The organism is Actinosynnema sp. NPDC050801 (genome assembly GCF_040673975.1).
Taxonomy (GTDB): domain Bacteria; phylum Actinomycetota; class Actinomycetes; order Mycobacteriales; family Pseudonocardiaceae; genus Actinosynnema.
In genome coordinates this window covers 272904-293214 of record NZ_JBFAQZ010000006.1, presented here as the reverse complement: position 1 = coordinate 293214, position 20311 = coordinate 272904, and the positions used below count along the sequence as shown (strand labels likewise).

Here is a 20311-nt window from a genome sequence, read left to right as displayed (position 1 = left end):
AGCGACGTCCGTGACCAAGCCCGTTGTCCTCATCGCCGAGAAGCTCGCACCGTCCGTTCTCGACGTCTTCGGTGATGGCATCGAGGTGCGCCACGTCGACGGCACCGACCGTCCCGCGCTGCTCGAAGCCGTCGCCGACGCCGACGCCCTCCTGGTCCGCTCGGCCACCAAGGTCGACGCCGAGGTGTTCAAGGCCACCACCAAGCTCAAGGTCGTCGCCCGCGCGGGCGTCGGGCTGGACAACGTCGAGGTGCCCGCCGCCACCGAGCGCGGCGTGATGGTGGTCAACGCGCCCACCTCGAACATCGTCAGCGCCGCCGAGCACGCCGTCGCGCTGCTGCTCGCCACCGCGCGCCAGATCCCGGCCGCGCACGCCACGCTGCAGAACCACGAGTGGAAGCGCAGCAAGTTCAACGGCGTCGAGGTGCAGGGCAAGACCGTCGGCGTGGTGGGCCTGGGCAAGATCGGCCAGCTGTTCGCGGCCCGCATCGCCGCCTTCGGCACCGAGCTCATCGCCTACGACCCGTACGTCAGCGCCGCCCGCGCCGCGCAGCTCGGCATCGAGCTGGTGACGCTGGAGGAGCTGCTGGAGCGCGCCGACTTCATCTCCATCCACCTGCCGAAGACCCCGGAGACCAAGGGCCTGATCGGCGCCGCGCAGCTGGCCAAGGCCAAGCGCGGCGTGATCATCGTCAACGCCGCCCGCGGCGGTCTGGTCGACGAGGAGGCGCTGGCCGAGGCCGTGAAGGAGGGCCAGGTCGGCGGCGCCGGCATCGACGTGTTCTCCACCGAGCCCACCACCGAGAGCCCCCTGTTCGGCCTGCCGAACGTCGTGGTCACCCCGCACCTGGGCGCCTCGACCTCGGAGGCGCAGGACCGGGCGGGCACGGACGTGGCCAAGTCGGTGCTGCTCGCCCTGGCGGGCGACTTCGTGCCGGACGCGGTGAACGTGCAGGGCGGCGGCGTGGTCGGCGAGGAGGTCCGCCCGTACCTGCCGCTGGTGCAGAAGCTGGGCGCGGTGGTCGCGGCGCTCAGCGCCAAGGCGCCCACGAGCGTCAGCGTGGAGGTGCGCGGCGAGCTGTCCAACGAGGACGTGGCGGTGCTGCCGCTGGCCGCCCTGCGCGGCGTGTTCTCCAGCGTGGTCGAGGAGCAGGTCACCTTCGTCAACGCCCCGGCGCTGGCGAACTCGCTGGGCGTGAGCGTCGACCTGGTCAAGGAGCCGGAGAGCGCCAACCACCGCAGCCTGGTCACGGTGCGCGCGGTGCAGGCCGACGGCGCGGTCATCACGGTGTCGGGCACGCTCACGGGTCTGGACCAGGTCGAGAAGCTGGTCGGCATCAACGGCCGCAGCTTCGACCTGCGGGCCGAGGGCAACGTGCTGCTGCTGGAGTACCCGGACCGGCCGGGCGTGATGGGCACCGTCGGCACCCTGCTGGGCGAGGCCGGCGTGAACGTCGAGGCCGCCCAGATCAGCCAGACCAAGGACGGCGCGGACGCGTTCATGCTGCTGCGCGTGGACCGCCCGGTGGACACCGCGGTGCTCGACCCGATCGGTGCGGCCGTCGGTGCGCGCACGGTGCGCTCGGTCAACTTCGACTGATCGTTCGTCCCTGGAACGGAGTAACGCCGCCGAGGCCTGTCGATGTATATCGCCGCAGGTCTCGGCGGTGTCACAGTTAACCGTTAGTCGTCAAAACTGTGGTTGCCATCACTCGATCGGGCTAAGTGATCCGCTCGATCGAGCGATTAGGTTCCTCGCACGAGGTTGACCCGGTGCCGTAGAGGGCACGGCACCACGCGGGCAGTGCCCCCACTGGAGACGACGCTGCCTGCCCGGTCGAATCCGACCTCGCTTGGGGCACGTTGTGAGCCGATCTCGCGTTGTCGCCAGATCTGCCGTACCGGTGGTGTTGACCGCGATACTCGTCGCCGGTTCGACCGCCGGTACCGCGCTGGCCGCGGAAGATCCACTCGCGCCGTCCGTCGCGAACGCGCGCGGGCTGGACGCGGGCAAGTTGCAGTTGAAGGTGTCCGACCGGCTGACGGCCGCCAAGGGCAGGGTCACCGCGTTCGTGGAGTTGGAGGCCAAGCCGGCCGTCGACGCGTTCGCTGAGAAGACCAGCCAGGGCGCGACCAAGCAGCAGGCCAAGGACGCCGCGAGGGCGACGAAGAACGACACCGGTCGGGTCACCGACCAGGTCGTCGGCGCCCTGAGGGTCGCGGACTCCGCCACCAAGGAGCTGTTCCGCACCGCCAACGGCGTGCCCGGCGTGGTCGTGCAGGCCGACGCCGCGAAGGTGCGCGAGCTGGCGCAGCGCGCGGACGTGAAGTCCGTGCGGACCGTGGTGCCGAAGAAGCGCCAGAACTCCACCGCCGTGCAGCTGACGAACACGCTGAAGGCGTGGCAGGAGTACGGCAAGCTCGGTGACGACACCCGCGTCGGCATCATCGACACGGGCATCGACTACACCCACAGCGACTTCGCGGGCCCCGGCACCATCGAGGCGTTCAAGGCGATCGACGAGACCGTGGTCGACGCCTCCTACTTCCCGACCGCCAAGGTGGTCGGCGGCTACGACTTCGTCGGCAACGCCTACGACGGCGAGAGCGACGACCCGGCGGTCAACACCCCGAAGCCCGACCCGAACCCCCTCGACTGCAACGGCCACGGCTCGCACGTCGCCGGCACCGCGGCGGGCTTCGGCGTCAACGCCGACGGCAGCACCTTCAAGGGCGACTACACCAAGCTCACCCCCGAGGCGCTGGACGCGATGCGCATCGGCCCCGGCACCGCGCCGAAGGCCCTGCTGTACGCGCTGAAGGTGTTCGGCTGCGACGGTTCGACCAACGTCACCGCGCAGGCCCTGGACTGGTCGCTCGACCCCGACGGCGACGGCGACTTCTCCGACCACCTCGACGTGGTCAACCTCTCGCTCGGCTCGGACTACGGCGCCCCGGACGACCCGGACAGCCTGTTCGTGCGCAAGCTCAACGCCTCCGGCGTGCTCACCGTGTTCTCCGCGGGCAACGGCGGCGACCTGTACGACATCGGCGGCTCGCCGGGCAGCACCCCCGAGGCGCTGACCGTGGCCAGCACCCGTGACGCGTACGTGCTGCGCGACGCGGTCGAGGTGACCGCCCCGGCCGGTTCGGCGGGTCGCAAGCCCGGCCAGTACAGCGTGGCCTTCGACTACGAGGGCCTGGAGCTCACCGCGCCGGTCGTGGCGATGGGCGACGCCGCCAACAAGGACGGCTGCCTGCCGTTCTCGGCCGCCGACAAGGCCGCCGTGGCGGGCAAGATGGTGTGGCTGGAGTGGGACGACAACGACGCCACGCGTCGCTGCGGCTCGGTCGGCCGGAGCAACAACGCCACCGCCGCCGGCGCCGTCGGCGCGGTGTTCACCTCGACCCTGGAGCACTTCAACGCGGGCATCTCCGGCAACGCGGCGATCCCGGTGTTCCAGTTCACCGGCTCGGCCACCGCGGCGCTGCGCCCGGTGCTGGCCGCGGGCACGCTGGTGGTCCGCCAGTCGGGCGACCTGCGCACCTCGCTGCCCACCTTCGACCAGTCCATCAGCGACACCCCGAGCTCGTTCACCTCGCGCGGCGTGCGCGGCCCGGTCGTGAAGCCGGACGTGGCCGCCCCCGGTGACTCCATCGCCTCGGCGCTGGTCGGCTCGGGCAACAAGACGATGGTCAACTCGGGCACGTCGATGGCCGCTCCGCACATCTCCGGCATCGCGGCGCTGGTGCGCCAGGTCCACCCGGACTGGACGCCGGAAGAGGTCAAGGCCGCGGTCATGAACACCGCGGGCCACGACGTGAAGGTCGGTGACAAGACCTACGCGCCCAACCGCGTCGGCGCCGGCCGCGTCGACGGCAAGGCCGCGGTGGAGAACCAGGTCCTCGCCTACGTGCAGGACGACCCGGGCGCGGTGTCCGCGTCCTTCGGCACGGTCGAGGTGGCCGCGCCGGTCAGCCTCACCAAGACCATCAAGGTGGTCAACAAGTCCACCAAGTGGGTGGACTACACCGTGGGCTACGAGGCGCTGACGCAGATCCCCGGCGTCCGCTACGAGCTGTCCGCGAGCACCGTGCGGCTCAGCCCGCGCGGCATCGCCCGGGTCACCGTCGCGCTGAAGATCGACGACCCGACCGCGCTGCGCAAGACGGTCGACCCGACCATCGAGGCCAACCACCTCGACGTGCCGCGCCAGTACCTGGCCGACGCGTCGGGCCGGGTCGTGCTCACCCCGAAGGCCGGTTCCGCGGTGGCGCTCCGCGTGCCGGTGTACTCCGCGCCGAAGCCGGTGGCCGACATCAACGTGGCCAACAGCGTGCGGGTCAACGGCAAGGGCCAGGGCGTGCTCAACCTGACCGGTCGGGGCGTCGACCAGGGCGCCTACCAGTCCCTGGTGAGCGTGCTGGAGCTGCAGGCGTCCTCGCCGCAGCTGCCGGACTGCCGCCGCAACGTCACCGACAACTGCGTGCTGAACAACACCGCCAAGGGCGGCGACCTGCGCTACGTCGGCGCCGCCACGACCGCGCCGCTGGCCAAGGCGCAGGGCACGCCGGAGAACGCGCTGCTCGCCTTCGGTATCGCCACCTGGGGCAACTGGTACAACCTGGGCAGCAACACCATCCCGTTCATCGACATCGACACCAACGGTGACGGTGCGTTCGACTACGAGGTGTACGCGACCAAGCTGACCGACACCGACCTCCTGGTCGCGGCCACGGTGGACCTGAACACGGGCGCCACGGTCGACCTGCAGGGCGTCAACGGCCAGTTCGGCGACGTGGACACCAACGTGTTCGACACGAACGTGGTGGTCCTGCCGGTGCTGCTGTCCGCGTTGGGCATCGACGCGTCGGCGGACACCTCGCGGATCAGCTACCAGGTCGGCGTGTCCGGGTTCTACGTGGCACCGGGCGCGTCCGACGGCCTGGTCGACTCGATCCCGACCGCGTTGTCGTTCGACCCGCTCAAGCCGGGCATGTGGGTGCAGGGCGGCGGTGACCCGGCGCTGTCCTACCGGGCCCGTCCGGCCACCGCGCTGGTCGTCAACCACGACTCGGCGGCCGCGGCGGCCGACGGCGCGGACAGCCTGCTGGTCCTGCACCACCACAACGCCTCGGGCGACAAGGCCGACGTGGTGAGGGTGCGGGCGCAGACGCGGCTGAACCCGGCCGTGCGCTCAGTGGCCTGATCGTCGTGCATCGCTCTGGCCGGTCGGGGTTGCCCCGGCCGGCCAGAGCCGTTTACGCACATCGGGTGACGACCGAACGGGGGCACAGAACCGTTCGGGTGTCCCGCAGTCCGGGAGATATGGCCACGGAGGGGTGTTCCGAGTGCGGTTTCACCGCTTCGGACCGGTAGCCTTTCGCAATGAGAACTAGTCCCGCGCATTGGGACTGATACCTGGGAGGTGTGTGGATGCGGCTCGCAGTGATCCCAGGAGACGGGATCGGGCCCGAGGTCGTCGCCGAGGCCCTGAAGGTGCTCGGTGAGGTCGTTCCAGCGGCTGAGATCACCCGCTACGACCTCGGCGCGGCGCGCTGGCACGCCACAGGTGAGTTGCTGCCGGAGTCCGTGCTCGGGGAACTCCGCCAGCACGACGCGATCCTGCTCGGCGCGGTCGGTGACCCGTCGGTGCCGAGCGGGATCCTGGAACGCGGCCTGTTGCTCCGGCTCCGGTTCGAACTGGACCACCACGTGAACCTGCGCCCGGCCCGGCTCTACCCCGGCGTGCGCAGCCCGATCGCCGACCCGCCCGAGATCGACATGGTGGTGGTGCGCGAGGGCACGGAGGGCCTGTACGCCGGCAACGGCGGGCTCCTGCGCAAGGACACGCCGCACGAGATCGCGACCGAGGTGTCGATCAACACGTCGTTCGGCGTGGAGCGGGTGGTGCGCGACGCGTTCGCCCGTTCGGCGAACCGGCCGCGCAAGCACCTCACGCTCGTGCACAAGACCAACGTGCTCACGCACGCCGGTTCGTTGTGGTCGCGCGTGGTGGAGGAGGTGTCGTTGCAGCACCCGGACGTGACGGTGGCCTACCAGCACGTGGACGCGGCGACGATCCACCTGGTCACCGACCCGGGCCGGTACGACGTGATCGTGACGGACAACCTGTTCGGCGACATCCTGACCGACCTGGCGGCGGCGGTGACCGGCGGCATCGGGCTGGCGGCGTCGGGCAACCTCGACGTGACGCGGCGCAACCCGAGCATGTTCGAGCCGGTGCACGGCAGCGCGCCGGACATCGCGGGCCAGGGCATCGCCGACCCGACCGCGGCGGTCCTCTCCGTCGCCCTGATGCTGGACCACCTCGGCGAGTCCGAGGCGGCCCGGCGGATCGAAGCGTCGGTGGCGTTCGATCTGGCGACTCGTGACCACTCGTCGCCGGGCGCGACCTACGCGGTGGGCGACCGCCTGGCCGCCTTGGTGTCGTCCAACGTCCGCACCGGCTGACCCACGCGAGTCGAACGCTCAGGACCCGTGAGTCGAACCTTCAAGACCCGCGAGTCGAACCTTCAAGACCCGCGAGTCGAACGCTCAGGACCCGTGAGTCGAACCTTCAAGACCCGCGAGTCGAACGCTCAGGACCCGTGAGTTCAACGCTCGGGACCGGCGTGCCACCACCTGAGCGTTGAACTCGGCCTACCTGAGTGTTCGACTCGCGGGACGCGAGTGTTCGACTCGCGCAGGCGAAAGCACGTGATCAGGGCCACCACGACCTCGTCGTGGTGGCCCTGACCGCGTCACGGGCCGTAGGGTCGCCGGTGCCGCCCGTGGGGGAAGTCCGGTCGAAGTCCGGCGCTGACCCGCAACGGTAGGTCGAGCCACGTGCTCGGCGAGCCCGATCACCCGCGGGCGGTGGGAAGTTGCTCCAACTCCTGCCGTGGTCTGCGGGACGGGTGCGCCGGCCTGCCACGAGCGGGCGCGGGTGGCCGGTCTGGGCCACCCGTCCGAAAGGCGACCGGTGACCTCCACCAGCAGTCGGCGCACGACCGACCGCGCCGCACCACCGACACCGCGCCGCCCGTCCACCGCGGGCCTCTGCCTCGCCCTCACCGCCGTCCTCGCCGCCTCGGTCGTCTGCGGTGTGGCGCTGGGGCCGGTGCGCATCCCGTTCGGCGACGTCCTCCGCTTCCTGGCCGCCGCGCTCACCGGCGGCACGATCGACGCCGCCGAGGCGGGCCCCTACCGGATCGTGTGGGACATCCGCCTGCCGCGCGTCCTGCTCGCCGCCGTCGTCGGCGCGGGCCTGTCCGCGGTCGGCGTCGCGATCCAGGCCATGGTCCGCAACGCCCTGGCCGACCCGTACGTGCTGGGCATCTCCTCCGGCGCGAGCGTCGGCGCGACCGCCGTCGCGACCACCGGCCTGTTCGCCTCACTGGGCATCTACGCCCTGTCCACGGCCGCGTTCCTGGCCGCGCTCGCCGCGATGGCCCTGGTCTACGTGGTCGCCGGCCGCAACCTGACCCCGTTGCGCCTCGTGCTCACCGGCACCGCCATGGCCTACGGCTTCTCCGCCCTGGCCATGCTGCTGGTGTTCCAGTCACCACGCGGCGAGGCGGCACGGGCCGCGATGTTCTGGCTGCTGGGCAGCCTCGGCGGCGTCACGTGGGCGGCACTGCCCGTCGCCGCCGCCGTCGTGCTGGCCGGTGTCGCCTACCTCCAGAGCCGCGCCAAGCACCTCAACGCCCTCTCCATGGGCGACGAGACCGCGACCACCCTCGGCATCGACGTCTCCCGCACCCGCAAGGCGCTGTTCGGCGTCACCGCCGCCATGACCGGCGTGCTGGTCGCGGTCAGCGGCGCGGTCGGGTTCGTCGGCCTCATGCTGCCGCACGCGGTCCGGCTCACGGTCGGCGCGGACCACCGCAAGGTGCTGGCCGTGGCACCCCTGGCGGGCGCCTGCTTCCTCATCTGGGTGGACGTCGCCGCACGCCTGCTCGCCGCACCCGAGGAACTGCCGCTGGGCGTCATCACGGCCGCGCTGGGCGTGCCGTGCTTCATCCTGCTGATGCGCCGCCGCGGCTACGTGTTCGGCGGCCGCTGATGGACCGCCGCCATATGGACGTCCGACTCGACCGCGTCACCGTCGACGGCATCCTCCACGGCATCGACCTGCACGCCGGCGCCAACGAGGTGCACGGCATCGTCGGCCCCAACGGCAGCGGCAAGTCCACCACGCTGCGCTGCGTGTACCGGGCGCTGCGACCGTCCGGGGGAGTGGTGCGGCTCGGCGGCCGGGACCTCGCCACGACGAAGGTCCGCGACACCGCCGAGCACCTCGCCGCGCTCACCCAGGACAGCCACGTCGAGTTCGACTTCACCGTCACCGAGGTCGTCGGTATGGGACGCCTCCCGCACCGGGGCACTCCGCAACGCGACCGGGAGGTGGTCGCCGACGCGCTGTCCCGAGTGGACGCCGCGCACCTCGCGGACCGGGGCTTCCTCAGCCTCTCCGGCGGCGAGCGCCAACGCGTCCTCATCGCCCGCGCGCTCGCCCAGCAGCCGAAGGTGCTCGTGCTGGACGAACCCACCAACCACCTCGACATCAGCCACCAGCTCGCGGTGCTCGCGCTGGTCCGCAGCCTGGACGTGACCGTCCTCGCGGTCCTGCACGACCTCAACCTCGCCGCCGCCTACTGCGACCGCCTGCACGTGCTCGACCACGGCCGGGTGGTGCGCAGCGGCAGGCCGGAGGACGTGCTCACCCCCGAAGTGCTGCACGAGGTCTTCCACGTCCGCGCCCACGTCGTGCGCCACCCCACCAGCGGCGTACCGCAACTGCTGTTCGAACACAGGGAGATCGAGTGAAGAAGTTCGTCGCGCTCGCCGTGGTCCTGGTCCTCACTACGGGCTGCGGCGCGCGGATCGCCACGACGGCGACCACCGCCGCGGTCACCGTCACGAACTGCGGGCAGCAGGTCACCTACGGCACACCGTCCCGTGTGGTCACCAACGACACCGGCATCGCGGAGCTGATGTTCGCGCTGGGCCTGGGCGACCGGATGGCCGGTTACGTCATCGGCGGCGCCCACGCCAACGACGTCGCCTCCTCGCCGTGGCGGGCGGACTTCGAACGCGTGCCGCACCTCGGCGAGCAGATCACCAAGGAACTCGTCCAGGGCGCCAAGGCCGACCTCGTGTTCGCGGGCTGGAACTACGGCTTCTCGGAGTCGACCGGCTTCACCCCCGACGCCCTCGACGACCTCGGCATCGCCACCTACCAGCTCACCGAGGCGTGCCGGAACGGCGTGGGCGGGCAGCGCGGCATCATGCCGCCGTTGGACGCCCTCTACACCGACCTGCTCAACCTCGGCCGGATCTTCGGCGTGCAGGACAAGGCCGAGGCCCTCGTCGCCGGCTACCGCAAGCAGGTCGCGGACGCCGAGGAGCTCGTCAAGGGCGACCGCCCGAAGGTGTTCCTCTACGACAGCGGCCTCGACCAGCCGTTCACCTCGGGCCGCAACGCCGCGCCGCACGACATCATCGGCAGGGCGGGCGGCGACAACGTCTTCGGCGACCTCGACGACAGCTGGACCACGGTCGGCTGGGAGGCCGTCGTGGACCGGGCGCCGGACGTGGTGCTGATCAACGACTACGCCGACGGGGAGTCGACCACACCGGACGAGAAGCGGGCGTTCCTGGAGTCCTACCCGCCGCTGGCCGACGTGCCCGCCATCAAGGCCAAGAGGTTCTTCGTGCTGCCGTACGCGGCACTGGTGGAGAGCCCGCGCAACCCGGCCGCCATCGAGGCGTTCGCCAGGTTCTTGGCCGATAGCTTCCACCCATAGTGTGGGACGACCCGTCCGTGGCTTGGTATCCGCGGACGGGTTGTGGCACCATCGCCAACGTGGCTCTCCACACCGTGGTCATTATTTCCCAGCGCGTCGGGTAGTGCTGCCTCCCAGCACCCGGCGCGCCGACCTCTCGCATCCTGCGGGGGGTCTTTTTGTTTTCCCAAGACTCACAAGGAGCCCCCTCGTGAACCCCCTCGGTGATTCATTCCACGTCTTCGACACGACCCTGCGGGACGGTGCCCAGCGCGAGGGCATCTCCTACTCGGTCAACGACAAGCTGGCCGTCGCCCGCTTGCTCGACTCGCTCGGCGTCGGCTTCATCGAGGGTGGCTGGCCGGGCGCCATGCCCAAGGACACCGAGTTCTTCGCCAGGGCCGCCGAGGGGGAGCTCACGCTCAAGCACGCCCAGCTCGTCGCGTTCGGCTCCACCCGCAAGGCGGGCGTCAAGGTGCACGAGGACAAGCAGGTCAGGGCCCTGCTGGAGGCGCGGACACCGGTCGTGACGCTGGTCGCCAAGTCGGACCGCAGGCACATCGAGCGGGCCCTGCGCACCGACGTGGCGGAGAACTGCGCGATGGTCCGCGACACGGTCGCGTTCCTGGTCGGCGAGGGCCGCCGGGTCTTCCTCGACGCCGAGCACTTCTTCGACGGCTTCGCGTTCGACCCGGACACCGCGCTGCGCGTGCTGGAGTCCGCTGTGGAGGGTGGCGCGGACGTCGTCGTGCTGTGCGACACCAACGGCGGCCAGCTGCCCCTGGGCCTGGCCGAGACCGTCGCCGACGTGGTCGCCCGCACGGGCTTCCGCGTCGGCATCCACTGCCAGGACGACACGTCCTGCGCGGTGGCCAACACCATCGCCGCGGTGCAGGCGGGGGCGACCCACGTCCAGTGCACCGCGAACGGCTACGGCGAGCGAGCGGGCAACGCGGACCTGTTCTCCGTCGTCGGGAACCTCGTGACCAAGCTCGGCCTGCAGGTGCTACCGCACGAATCGCTGGCCGAGCTCACCCGGGTCTCCCATGCGTTGGCCGAGATCGCGAACATCGCACCCGACACCCACCAGGCCTACGTCGGGTCGTCGGCCTTCGCCCACAAGGCGGGGCTGCACGCGAGCGCGATCAAGGTGGACCCGGAGCTGTACAACCACATCGATCCGGACACCGTGGGCAACGACATGCGGGTGCTGGTCACCGAGATGGCGGGTCGGGCCAGTCTCGAACTCAAGGGACGTGAGTTCGGGATCGACCTGACCCGCCGGCCGGATGCGCTCACCAACGTGGTGCGCAAGGTCAAGGAGCTGGAGGCGGGCGGCTGGTCGTTCGAGGCCGCCGACGCCTCCCTGGAACTGCTGCTCAAGGCCGAGCTGTCCGACCTGGACACGCCGCCGTTCGTGCTGGAGTCCTACCGCGTGGTGCTCGACCACCACCAGGACGGCGCGATCGTGTCCGAGGCCACGGTGAAGGTGCACGTGGCCGGTGAGCGGGTCATCGCCACCGCCGAGGGCAACGGCCCGGTGCACGCGCTGGACGCGGCGCTGCGCAAGGCGCTCCTGCCCCACCTGTCCTGGTTGGACGCGGTGGAGCTGAACGACTACAAGGTGCGCATCCTCACCGATCAGCACGGCACCGACGCCGTCACCCGCGTGCTGGTGGAGTCCACCGACGGCGAGCGCGAGTGGACCACCGTGGGCGTGCACGGCAACATCGTCGAGGCGAGCTGGCTCGCCCTGTGCGACGCGCTCGTGCACAAGGCGATGCGGGTCAGCCCGTCACCAGCGTGAACCCTCCCTCGGCCAGGATCCGGTTGAGCGGGTAGAAGTAGGACGAGCCGCCGCTGGAGCAGTTGCCGCTCGCGCCGAGCACGTGCCCCTGGGCGTGGGAGCCGGTGAGCAGCGGCGACCAGTGCTCGCCGGGTTCGACGCACACGTTGGTCCGCGTCAGCCCGGAGACCACCCCGGTCGGGTAGTTGACGGTGACGTTCTTCGCCACCACGGTGCCGCACCGCAGACCGGTGGTGCGGCCGACCGCGCACACCTGGCCGCCGACCGGCGTCTCGACCGAGCCGCGGACCGTGGTGCCGATGCGCCCGGCGACGGTGGGTCGCTGGACCCAGGCGGCGGTGTTGGTGATCCGGACGACCGCGTAGGCCGGGCGGACCGCCACGATCGGACCTATGTCCACCCCTCCCGGTCCGTAGACGATGGTGCCGACGATCCCGCAGGACGGTGACGCGATCAGGTGGCCGCGGACGTTGAAGCCGTTGGCGCAGCGCGCGCCGGTCCACGTGGAGAGGGGCGTGCCGGCCTCCAGCGGGGTCGGCAGCGCGGAGGTGGTCGGCAGCGCGGAGGTGGTCGCGGCCGGGGAGGTGGTCGCCGCGGCGGGCGCGGCGGCGGCGACGAGCAGGGTGAGTGCGAGCAGCAGGGTTCTCATCCCCTCGACGCTAGGCACGCGCGGTGCGGTTTCCAGCCGCCGGTTAGGGTGATCTCCGTGCGCATTGCCCGTATCGCCCAACCGGACGGCCTCGCCTTCGCCGCGATCGAGGGCGAAGGCGACGACCTGACCGCGGTCGAGATCGCCGACGACCCCTTCGCCAACCCCACCTTCACCGGTCGCCGCTGGCCGCTGGCCGACGTCCGCCTGCTGGCGCCGTTCCTGCCGCCCAAGATCGTGGCCATCGGCCGCAACTACGCCGAGCACGCCGCCGAGCTGGGCAACGAGGTGCCCGACAGCCCGCTGATGTTCCTCAAGCCCAACACCGCGGTGATCGGGCCGAACGCGGACATCAAGCTCCCGGCGGTGTCCGAGCGGGTCGACTTCGAGGGCGAGCTGGCCGTGGTCGTCGGTGTGGGCGGGCGCGACATCACCGCCGCCCGCGCCCGCCAGTCGATCCTGGGCTACACGATCGCCAACGACGTCACCGCCCGCGACCTGCAGAAGACCGACGGGCAGTGGACGCGGGCCAAGGGCTTCGACACGTTCTGCCCGCTGGGACCGTGGGTGGAGACGGAGTTCGACCCGTCCGACGTGGCCATCCGCACCGAGGTCGACGGCGTGGTCAAGCAGGACTCGCGGACCTCACTGCTGGTGCACGGCATCCCCGAGCTGATCGAGTACATCTCCTCGGTGATGACGCTGCGCCCGCTGGACGTGATCCTCACCGGCACCCCCGCGGGCGTCGGCCCGCTGACCGCCGGGCAGACCGTGTCGGTGACCGTCGAAGGCCTGGGCACGCTGACGAACACGGTCACCAACCGCTGAGCGGTCAGGTCCGTTCGATGCGCTCGGGCGCGCGCCGGGCGAACTCCGGCGCGTGCTCGGGCCGCAGCCCGATCGCCACCAGGTAGGCGGGCACCGCCTGCAGCCACGGGAACCGCCCCATCAGGCGGACCGGCAGCGCCGGTCGCCCCGGCGCGGCGGCGGTCGACGTGGCCGCGAGCGTCGGCTTGAGGAACGAGTCCTGGACCCGCCGCTGGACCGCCTGCGTCACCGCTGTCGGCAGCCACCGCCTGCGCCGCACCTTCGCCAGCACCTTCGGGCTCAGCTCACCCCGCCGCAGCGGCGCGGCCACGATCCGCGCGGCGGCCACCGCGTCCTGCACGGCCAGGTTGATGCCGACGCCGCCGATGGGCGACATGGCGTGCGCCGCGTCACCGATGCACAGCGCGCCGTCGGCGTGCCAACGCCGCAACCGGTCGAGCTTCACGTCCAGCAGCTTCACGTCGTCCAGCGACTCGACGGTCTCCAACCGCTCCTCCAGCCACGGCACCAGCTTCGCCACCCGCCGCCGGAACGCGGCGACCCCCTCCGCCCGCAGCAGCTCGTCGGTGCCCTTGCGGATGAGGTACGCGCACTGGAAGTAGTCGCCCCGGTTGATCAGCACCATCGCCTGGCCCCGGCCGAACCGCCCGGTGGCGCCGTTGAGCTCGGCGGGGTCGCGCGGCAGCCGGAACCACCACACGTCCATCGGCGCGCCGAACTCGTGCACGGGCAGCCTGAGCTGCTCCCGCACCCGCGAGCGGCGCCCGTCGGCCGCGATGACGAGGTCCGCCCCCAGTTCGCCGGTCGTGCCGCCCGGCGTGCGGTACCGGACGCCGGTCACCTTGCCGCCCTCCTCGATCAGACCGGTGAACTCGGTGTTCATCCGCAGGTCGAACGTCGGCTCGCGCTTGCCCGCGTCGGCCAGCAGGTCGAGGAAGTCCCACTGCGGCACGAACGCGATGTGCTTGTGCGGCCCGGGCAGCCGCGTGAGGTCGCCCATCGTCTGGAGTCCGCTGTCCAGCAGCACCTGCACCTTGTCCACGAGCTGGTGCGGCACCTCGGCGAACGAGGGCCCCAGGCCCAGCTCGTCCAGCAGGGTCAACGTCGACGCGTGCACCGTGTCGCCGCGGAAGTCGCGCAGGAAGTCGCCGTGCTTCTCCAGCACGGTCACCTCCACACCGGCCCTGGCCAGCAACAACCCGGCCACCATGCCCGCCGGGCCGCCCCCGACGACCACGACACCAGTCCTCTCCATGATCCACCCCTCGCGTTTTCAACACCGGTTGAATAAGTCCAGGATGCTCCGGCGTGCGGCCGCGGTCAAGCCGGATACGCTGATCGGGTCATGAGCGCATCAGCACCGCCAGGGGTCCGCGTCCGCTTCTGCCCGTCGCCGACCGGGACACCGCACGTGGGGCTCATCCGCACCGCCCTGTTCAACTGGGCCTACGCCCGCCACACCGGCGGCGCGGTCGTGTTCCGGATCGAGGACACCGACGCGGCCCGCGACTCCGAGGAGTCGTACCTCTCGCTGCTGGAAGCCATGCGGTGGCTCGGCCTGGACTGGGACGAGGGCCCCGAGGTCGGCGGACCGCACGCGCCCTACCGGCAGAGCGGCCGGCGGGAGCTCTACGCCGACATCGCCGAGCGCCTGTTCGAGGCGGGCGAGCTGTACGAGTCGTTCTCCACGGCCGAGGAGATCGAGGCGCGCCGCAAGGCCGCCGGGCAGGACCCGAAGCTCGGCTACGACGGCCACGACCGCGACCTGACCGAGGAGCGGAAGGCCGCGCTGCGCGCCGACGGCCGCGAGCCGGTGCTGCGCCTGAAGATGCCCGACGAGGACATCACGTGGGTCGACCTGGTGCGCGGCGAGATCACGTTCAAGGCGGGCAGCACGCCCGACCCGGTGCTGGTGCGCGCCAACGGCGACCCGCTGTACCCGTTCGTGAACCCCGTGGACGACGCCCTGATGGGCATCACGCACGTCCTGCGCGGCGAGGACCTCCTCCCGTCGACGCCCCGCCAGATCGCGCTGTACCGGGCGTTGACCCGGATCGGCGTCACCTCCACCACCCCGGAGTTCGGACACCTGCCGTACGTGCTGGGTGAGGGCAACAAGAAGCTCTCCAAGCGCGACCCGCAGTCGAACCTGTTCCTCTACCGCGACCGCGGTTTCCTGCCCGAGGGCCTGCTGAACTACCTGGCGCTGCTGGGCTGGTCCATCGCCGACGACCGGGACGTCTTCTCGGTGGCCGAACTGGTCGAGGCGTTCGAGCTGGAGAAGGTCAGCCCCAACCCCGCCCGCTTCGACCTGAAGAAGGCCGAGGCGCTCAACGCCACCCACCTGCGCGCGCTGCCCGTCGAGGAGTTCCTCAACCGGGTGCTGCCGTACCTGGTCAAGGACGGGGTGCTGCCGCCCGCGCCGACCGACGAGCAGCTGGCCGTGCTCAGGGGCGTCGCCCCGCTCGTGCAGGAGCGGCTGGTGGTGCTGTCCGAGGCGTCCGGGATGGTGCGGTTCCTGTTCGTCGCGGAGGAGGACTTCGCGCCCGAGGAGGACGCCGCGGCCAAGACCCTCGGCGAGGACGCCCGGCCGGTGCTGGAGGCCGGTGTCCGTGCCCTGGAATCGCTTCCGGAGTGGACGGCCGCGGCCATCGAGGCCGCCCTGAAGGAGTCTCTTGTGGACGCGATGGGGCTCAAACCGCGCACGGCCTACGCCCCGGTGCGGGTCGCCGTGACGGGCCGTACCGTCTCGCCGCCACTGTACGAATCCATGGAACTACTGGGTCGGAGTCGCTCGATCGGGCGATTGCGCCGGGCGCTCGGGGCAATCTGACTGGTTCGTTCGGGCGGTTCAGCAGTGCTTGACCGTGCAAGAATCGCCAGATATCACCTCTCTGGTCGAGTCGGACGAGGGGTGACCGCACCTAGCCTCACGGGGTGACAACCGCAGCCCCGAATTTCACCCCTCGGAGAACCGGCGAGATCCGGGCCGTGTGCCTCGACGTGGACGACACCCTCGTCGACTACAGCACGTCGTCCCGGGCCGCCCTGGCCGCGATGGTCGGCAACGCCGACGCTTGGCCGCTGTGGCAGCGCATCACCGACGAGCACTGCGAGCGGCTGCTCGCGGGCGAGCTGGAGTACGAGACGATGCGCAACATCCGCACCCGCGCGTTCTTCGCGGCCCTCGGCGAGGAGTTGAACCAGGAGGAGGCGACCCGCCGGGAACTGCACCGGCAGGAGGTCCTCGCGTCCGGCTGGCGGCTGTTCCCCGACGTCGTGCCGTGCCTGGAGTGGCTGCGGGCGACCGGTCTGCCCATGGCGGCCGTGAGCAACGCCTCAGGGCGCCACCAACGGGTGAAGATCGCGTCCCTGGGGCTGGCCCAGTACTTCGACACCGTGCTCATCGCCGGCGAGGTCGGCGCGGCGAAGCCGGACCGGGTGATCTTCGACACCGCGTGCGCGGACCTCGGTGTGGACCTGGGTGACACGGTGCACGTCGGCGACCGCCTGCACGCCGACGCGATCGGCGCGCGCGACGCGGGCATGAAGGGCGTGTGGCTGAACCGCCAGGGCCCGCGCGAGGGCGCGCTGCCCACCGGCATCGCCGCCATCAGCAGCCTGGCTGAGCTGCCGGAACTGCTCGTCTGCGAGCTCTCGGCCGCCTCCGCGTGACCCCGATTTCCGTTCCGCCGGGCACGTGGTCTAGTATTCCTCCCGGCGGAACGGACGGCCCCCTGAAGCGCGATCAACGGGGAGCGGCCCGGGAAACCATTGGGGTATGGTGTAATTGGCAGCACGACTGATTCTGGTTCAGTTAGTCTAGGTTCGAGTCCTGGTACCCCAGCTGCGAAGTAGATAACCCGGTGGCAAGCTAAAAATCCAGTGTGGTAAGCTACTCGCGTCGCAGGACAGCAAGGCAAGACCGCTCAACTGAATATGAAAGTTCCTGGCCCCGTCGTCTAGCGGCCTAGGACGCCGCCCTCTCAAGGCGGTAGCGTGGGTTCGAATCCCATCGGGGCTACAGATCAGGGAGATCCCTGTTTCGCTGACGCGAAACGGGGATCTTTCGCATTTACACCGGGGGTCCGACCCCCGGGCAGGAGGGCTCCGCCCCCTGCACCCCCGTGCGCGAGCGGGCTCCCGTTCCCCGGTGAGGGGAGCGGGAGCCCGTCGAGCGAGGCCAGGACGTCGGCAGGCGAGCTCCGGTGCCAGGGCGGGTGCAAGGCCTCGGAGGCGTGGCCAGGGCGTCAGGGCGAGTCCCGAGGGGCTTGCCCAGGGGGTCAGAGGCGGGTTTGGAGGGCTTCGGCGGCGGCCAGGAGGTCGGCGGCCCAGCGGGCGCCCGGGCGGCGGCCCATCCGGTCGATGGGGCCCGAAACGGAGACCGCGGCCACTACCGAGCCGGTGCTGTCCCTAACCGGCGCGGAAACGGAAGCGACGCCCGGTTCCCGTTCCGCCACGGACTGCGCCCAACCGCGCCGGCGGACTTCCAACAATGTCCGTTCGCCGTAAACGGCGTCGGCGAGAACGGAACGTTGAGTGCCGGGATCCGCCCACGCGGCCAATACCTTCGCGCCCGAACCGGCCGTCATCGGCAATCGCGCGCCGATCGGCACGGTGTCGCGCAAACCACTCGGTGGTTCCGCGGAGGACACGCAGATCCGCTGCATCCCGTCCCGTCGGTACAACTGGACGCTCTCGCCCGTGATGTCGCGCAACCTCGGCAACACCGAGGACGCCGCGTCGAGCAGCGGGTCGGTGGCCCCGCCCGCCAACTCCGCCAGTGCCGCGCCCGGACGCCAGCGGCCGTCGGAACCCCGTCGCAGCAACCGGTGCACCTCGAGCCCCACCGCCAACCGGTGCGCGGTAGCCCTCGGCAAGCCCGTCCGGTTGCACAACTCGGCGAGCCCACACGGATCCTTTGCGACGGCGTTCAAGACAGCCACTGCCTTGTCCAACACGCCGATCCCGCTATGCTGTCCCACAAGCCGATACTAACTTCCCACTGTCTGGGAAGTCCAGATCTATCGACTGTCCAGATCTTGGGAGAGTTGCGATGAGCCGCACGCTCGCGGAGAAGGTGTGGGAAGCACACGTCGTGCGCCACGGCAGTGGCGCGGAGCCGGACCTGCTCTACATCGACCTCCACCTGCTGCACGAAGTGACCAGCCCGCAGGCGTTCGACGGCCTGCGCCTGGCGGGGCGGCAGCTCCGCCGACCCGACCTCACGATCGCCACCGAGGACCACAACGTCCCGACGATCGACATCGAGCTCCCGATCGCCGACCCGGTGTCGCGCACGCAGGTCGAGACGCTGCGCAAGAACTGCGCGGAGTTCGGCGTGCGGCTGCACCCCATGGGTGACGTCGAGCAGGGCATCGTGCACGTCGTGGGCCCGCAGCTGGGCCTGACCCAGCCCGGCATGACCGTCGTCTGCGGCGACAGCCACACGTCCACGCACGGCGCGTTCGGCGCGTTGGCGTTCGGCATCGGCACGTCCGAGGTGGAGCACGTGATGGCCACCCAGACGCTGCCGCTGCGGCCGTTCAAGACGATGGCCATCACCGTCGACGGCGAGCTGCGGCCCGGCGTCACGGCGAAGGACGTCATCCTCGCGGTGATCGCGAAGATCGGCACCGGCGGCGGCCAGGGCTACGTCCTGGAGTACCGGGGCAGCGCGATCGAGGCGCTGTCCATGGAAGCCCGCATGACCGTGTGCAACATGTCGATCGAGGCGGGCGCCCGCGCGGGCATGATCGCGCCGGACCAGACGACGTTCGACTACATCCAGGGCCGTCCGCACGCGCCGTCGGGCGCCGACTGGGACGCGGCCGTCGAGTACTGGAAGACCCTGCGCACCGACGACGACGCCGAGTTCGACGCCGAGGTCCGCCTCGACGCCGACGAGCTGACGCCGTTCGTCACCTGGGGCACCAACCCCGGCCAGGGCCTGCCGCTCAGCGCCGCCGTGCCCGACCCCGAGACGATCGTCGACGAGAACGAGCGCGTGGCCGCCGAGAAGGCCCTGACCTACATGGGGCTGGAGGCGGGTACCCCGCTGCGCGACATCCGCGTCGACACCGTGTTCCTCGGCTCGTGCACCAACGGCCGGATCGAGGACCTGCGGGCGGCGGCGGACGTGCTGCGCGGCCACCAGGTGGCCGACGGCGTCCGGATGCTCGTCGTGCCCGGCTCCATGCGGGTGCGCGCGCAGGCCGAGTCCGAGGGGCTGCACGAGGTGTTCCTGGCGGCCGGCGCCGAGTGGCGCCAGGCCGGCTGCTCGATGTGCCTGGGCATGAACCCGGACCAGCTCAAGCCGGGCGAGCGCAGCGCGTCGACCTCCAACCGAAACTTCGAGGGCAGGCAGGGCAAGGGTGGCCGCACCCACCTGGTTTCGCCACTCGTGGCCGCCGCCACCGCCGTGCGGGGCACGCTGTCGTCGCCCGCCGACCTGGTCTGAGGAGTTCTACGAACATGGAAGCGTTCACCACGCACACCGGGGTCGGCGTTCCGCTGCGCAGGTCCAACGTGGACACCGACCAGATCATCCCGGCCGTCTACCTCAAGCGCGTGACCCGCACGGGCTTCGAGGACGGCCTGTTCGCCGCCTGGCGCGGCGACGAGCAGTTCGTGCTCAACCAGGAACCGTTCCGGGCGGGCAGCGTGCTGGTCGCCGGGCCTGATTTCGGCACCGGGTCGTCCCGGGAGCACGCCGTCTGGGCGCTCATGGATTACGGCTTCCGGGTGGTCATCTCGTCCCGGTTCGCCGACATCTTCCGGGGCAACTCGGGCAAGCAGGGCCTGGTGGCCGCCGAGTGCTCGCAGTCCGATGTCGAATTGCTGTGGAAGCTGCTGGAGAACGAGCCCGGCACCGAGGTCACCGTCGACCTGACGAAGAACACCGTTGTGGCGAAGGACTTCACCGCGCCCTTCACGGTCGACGAGTACACCCGCTGGCGGCTGCTGGAGGGATTGGACGACATCGCGCTGACCCTCCGCCACGCCGACGCCATCACCGAGTTCGAGCAGCGCAGGCAGGGTTGGTTGCCGACTACCGATCCGCTGCCCGCGGGGTGACTCCGAAGGGGTCGGATTCCCCTCCGAACAGCGGGAATCCGGCCCCTTCGAACCCTCCGGGGCCGCTCAGGTGTCCCTCGACAGGTCGTAATTGCCCACGCCACAACGGAAAATCTGGCGTGGCGATTGGTATTTCCTTGCATATGGGCTTACCGTGG

The 20311-nt window shown here is 70.7% G+C and carries 15 protein-coding genes, 2 tRNA genes and 1 riboswitch; of the genes, 14 read left to right on the top strand and 3 right to left on the bottom strand.

Annotation, left to right across the window (positions count from 1 at the left end; all coding sequences use genetic code 11):
- The first annotated feature begins 10 nt into the window (after positions 1-10).
- From serA to cimA, 7 genes are all read left to right on the top strand, one after another.
- A complete protein-coding gene (gene serA, locus AB0K14_RS16435) occupies positions 11-1600 on the top strand; it encodes a phosphoglycerate dehydrogenase (protein WP_360447075.1) in 1590 nt (529 codons plus the stop codon).
- A gap of 304 nt (positions 1601-1904) precedes the next feature.
- A complete protein-coding gene (locus AB0K14_RS16430) occupies positions 1905-5210 on the top strand; it encodes a S8 family serine peptidase (RefSeq protein WP_360447077.1) in 3306 nt (1101 codons plus the stop codon).
- Between the two features lie 227 nt (positions 5211-5437).
- Positions 5438-6475, top strand: coding sequence for a 3-isopropylmalate dehydrogenase (locus AB0K14_RS16425; protein WP_360447078.1), 1038 nt, complete (start codon positions 5438-5440; stop codon positions 6473-6475).
- A gap of 292 nt (positions 6476-6767) precedes the next feature.
- Positions 6768-6894, top strand: a riboswitch (cobalamin riboswitch).
- Between the two features lie 92 nt (positions 6895-6986).
- Positions 6987-8069, top strand: a complete 1083-nt coding sequence (locus AB0K14_RS16420; RefSeq protein WP_360447080.1) for an iron ABC transporter permease — start codon at positions 6987-6989, stop codon at positions 8067-8069.
- Between the two features lie 14 nt (positions 8070-8083).
- Entirely contained in the window at positions 8084-8833 is a 750-nt protein-coding gene (locus AB0K14_RS16415; protein ID WP_360447082.1) for a heme ABC transporter ATP-binding protein, read from the top strand.
- Positions 8830-9813, top strand: coding sequence for an ABC transporter substrate-binding protein (locus tag AB0K14_RS16410; protein ID WP_360447084.1), 984 nt, complete (start codon positions 8830-8832; stop codon positions 9811-9813). Before AB0K14_RS16415 ends, AB0K14_RS16410 begins: the two co-directional genes overlap by 4 nt.
- Before the next feature lie 190 nt (positions 9814-10003).
- Positions 10004-11599 carry a citramalate synthase gene (gene cimA / locus AB0K14_RS16405; protein ID WP_360447086.1) on the top strand — a complete coding sequence of 532 codons (1596 nt, stop codon included), beginning with the start codon at positions 10004-10006 and terminating at the stop codon, positions 11597-11599.
- Here cimA and AB0K14_RS16400 read toward each other — a convergent pair.
- Positions 11580-12248, bottom strand: coding sequence for a S1 family peptidase (locus tag AB0K14_RS16400; protein WP_360447088.1), 669 nt, complete (start codon positions 12246-12248; stop codon positions 11580-11582). The genes cimA and AB0K14_RS16400 overlap by 20 nt on opposite strands.
- Before the next feature lie 57 nt (positions 12249-12305).
- Here AB0K14_RS16400 and AB0K14_RS16395 point away from each other — a divergent pair, with 57 nt between their 5' ends.
- The gene (locus tag AB0K14_RS16395; protein WP_360447090.1) at positions 12306-13076 is read left to right on the top strand and encodes a fumarylacetoacetate hydrolase family protein; all 771 of its coding nucleotides are present in this window, start codon (positions 12306-12308) and stop codon (positions 13074-13076) included.
- 4 nt (positions 13077-13080) lie between these two features.
- On the opposite strand, the gene AB0K14_RS16390 is transcribed toward AB0K14_RS16395, so the two are convergent.
- A complete protein-coding gene (locus AB0K14_RS16390) occupies positions 13081-14331 on the bottom strand; it encodes an FAD-dependent oxidoreductase (protein WP_360447092.1) in 1251 nt (416 codons plus the stop codon).
- A gap of 90 nt (positions 14332-14421) precedes the next feature.
- Here AB0K14_RS16390 and gltX point away from each other — a divergent pair, with 90 nt between their 5' ends.
- From gltX to AB0K14_RS16370, 4 genes are all read left to right on the top strand, one after another.
- Positions 14422-15909 carry a glutamate--tRNA ligase gene (gltX, locus tag AB0K14_RS16385; RefSeq protein ID WP_360447094.1) on the top strand — a complete coding sequence of 496 codons (1488 nt, stop codon included), beginning with the start codon at positions 14422-14424 and terminating at the stop codon, positions 15907-15909.
- 104 nt (positions 15910-16013) lie between these two features.
- Entirely contained in the window at positions 16014-16751 is a 738-nt protein-coding gene (locus tag AB0K14_RS16380) for an HAD family hydrolase (RefSeq protein ID WP_360447096.1), read from the top strand.
- Positions 16752-16851: 100 nt separating this feature from the next.
- A tRNA-Gln gene (locus AB0K14_RS16375) sits at positions 16852-16923 on the top strand.
- 104 nt (positions 16924-17027) lie between these two features.
- A tRNA-Glu gene (locus AB0K14_RS16370) sits at positions 17028-17100 on the top strand.
- Positions 17101-17359: 259 nt separating this feature from the next.
- Here AB0K14_RS16370 and AB0K14_RS16365 read toward each other — a convergent pair.
- The gene (locus AB0K14_RS16365; protein WP_162470707.1) at positions 17360-18061 is read right to left on the bottom strand and encodes an IclR family transcriptional regulator; all 702 of its coding nucleotides are present in this window, start codon (positions 18059-18061) and stop codon (positions 17360-17362) included.
- 71 nt (positions 18062-18132) lie between these two features.
- On the opposite strand from AB0K14_RS16365, the gene leuC reads away from it, so the two are divergent.
- Positions 18133-19536, top strand: coding sequence for a 3-isopropylmalate dehydratase large subunit (gene leuC / locus AB0K14_RS16360; RefSeq protein WP_360447098.1), 1404 nt, complete (start codon positions 18133-18135; stop codon positions 19534-19536).
- Positions 19537-19550: 14 nt separating this feature from the next.
- A complete protein-coding gene (gene leuD / locus AB0K14_RS16355) occupies positions 19551-20153 on the top strand; it encodes a 3-isopropylmalate dehydratase small subunit (protein ID WP_360447100.1) in 603 nt (200 codons plus the stop codon).
- The last annotated feature ends 158 nt before the right edge of the window (positions 20154-20311 follow it).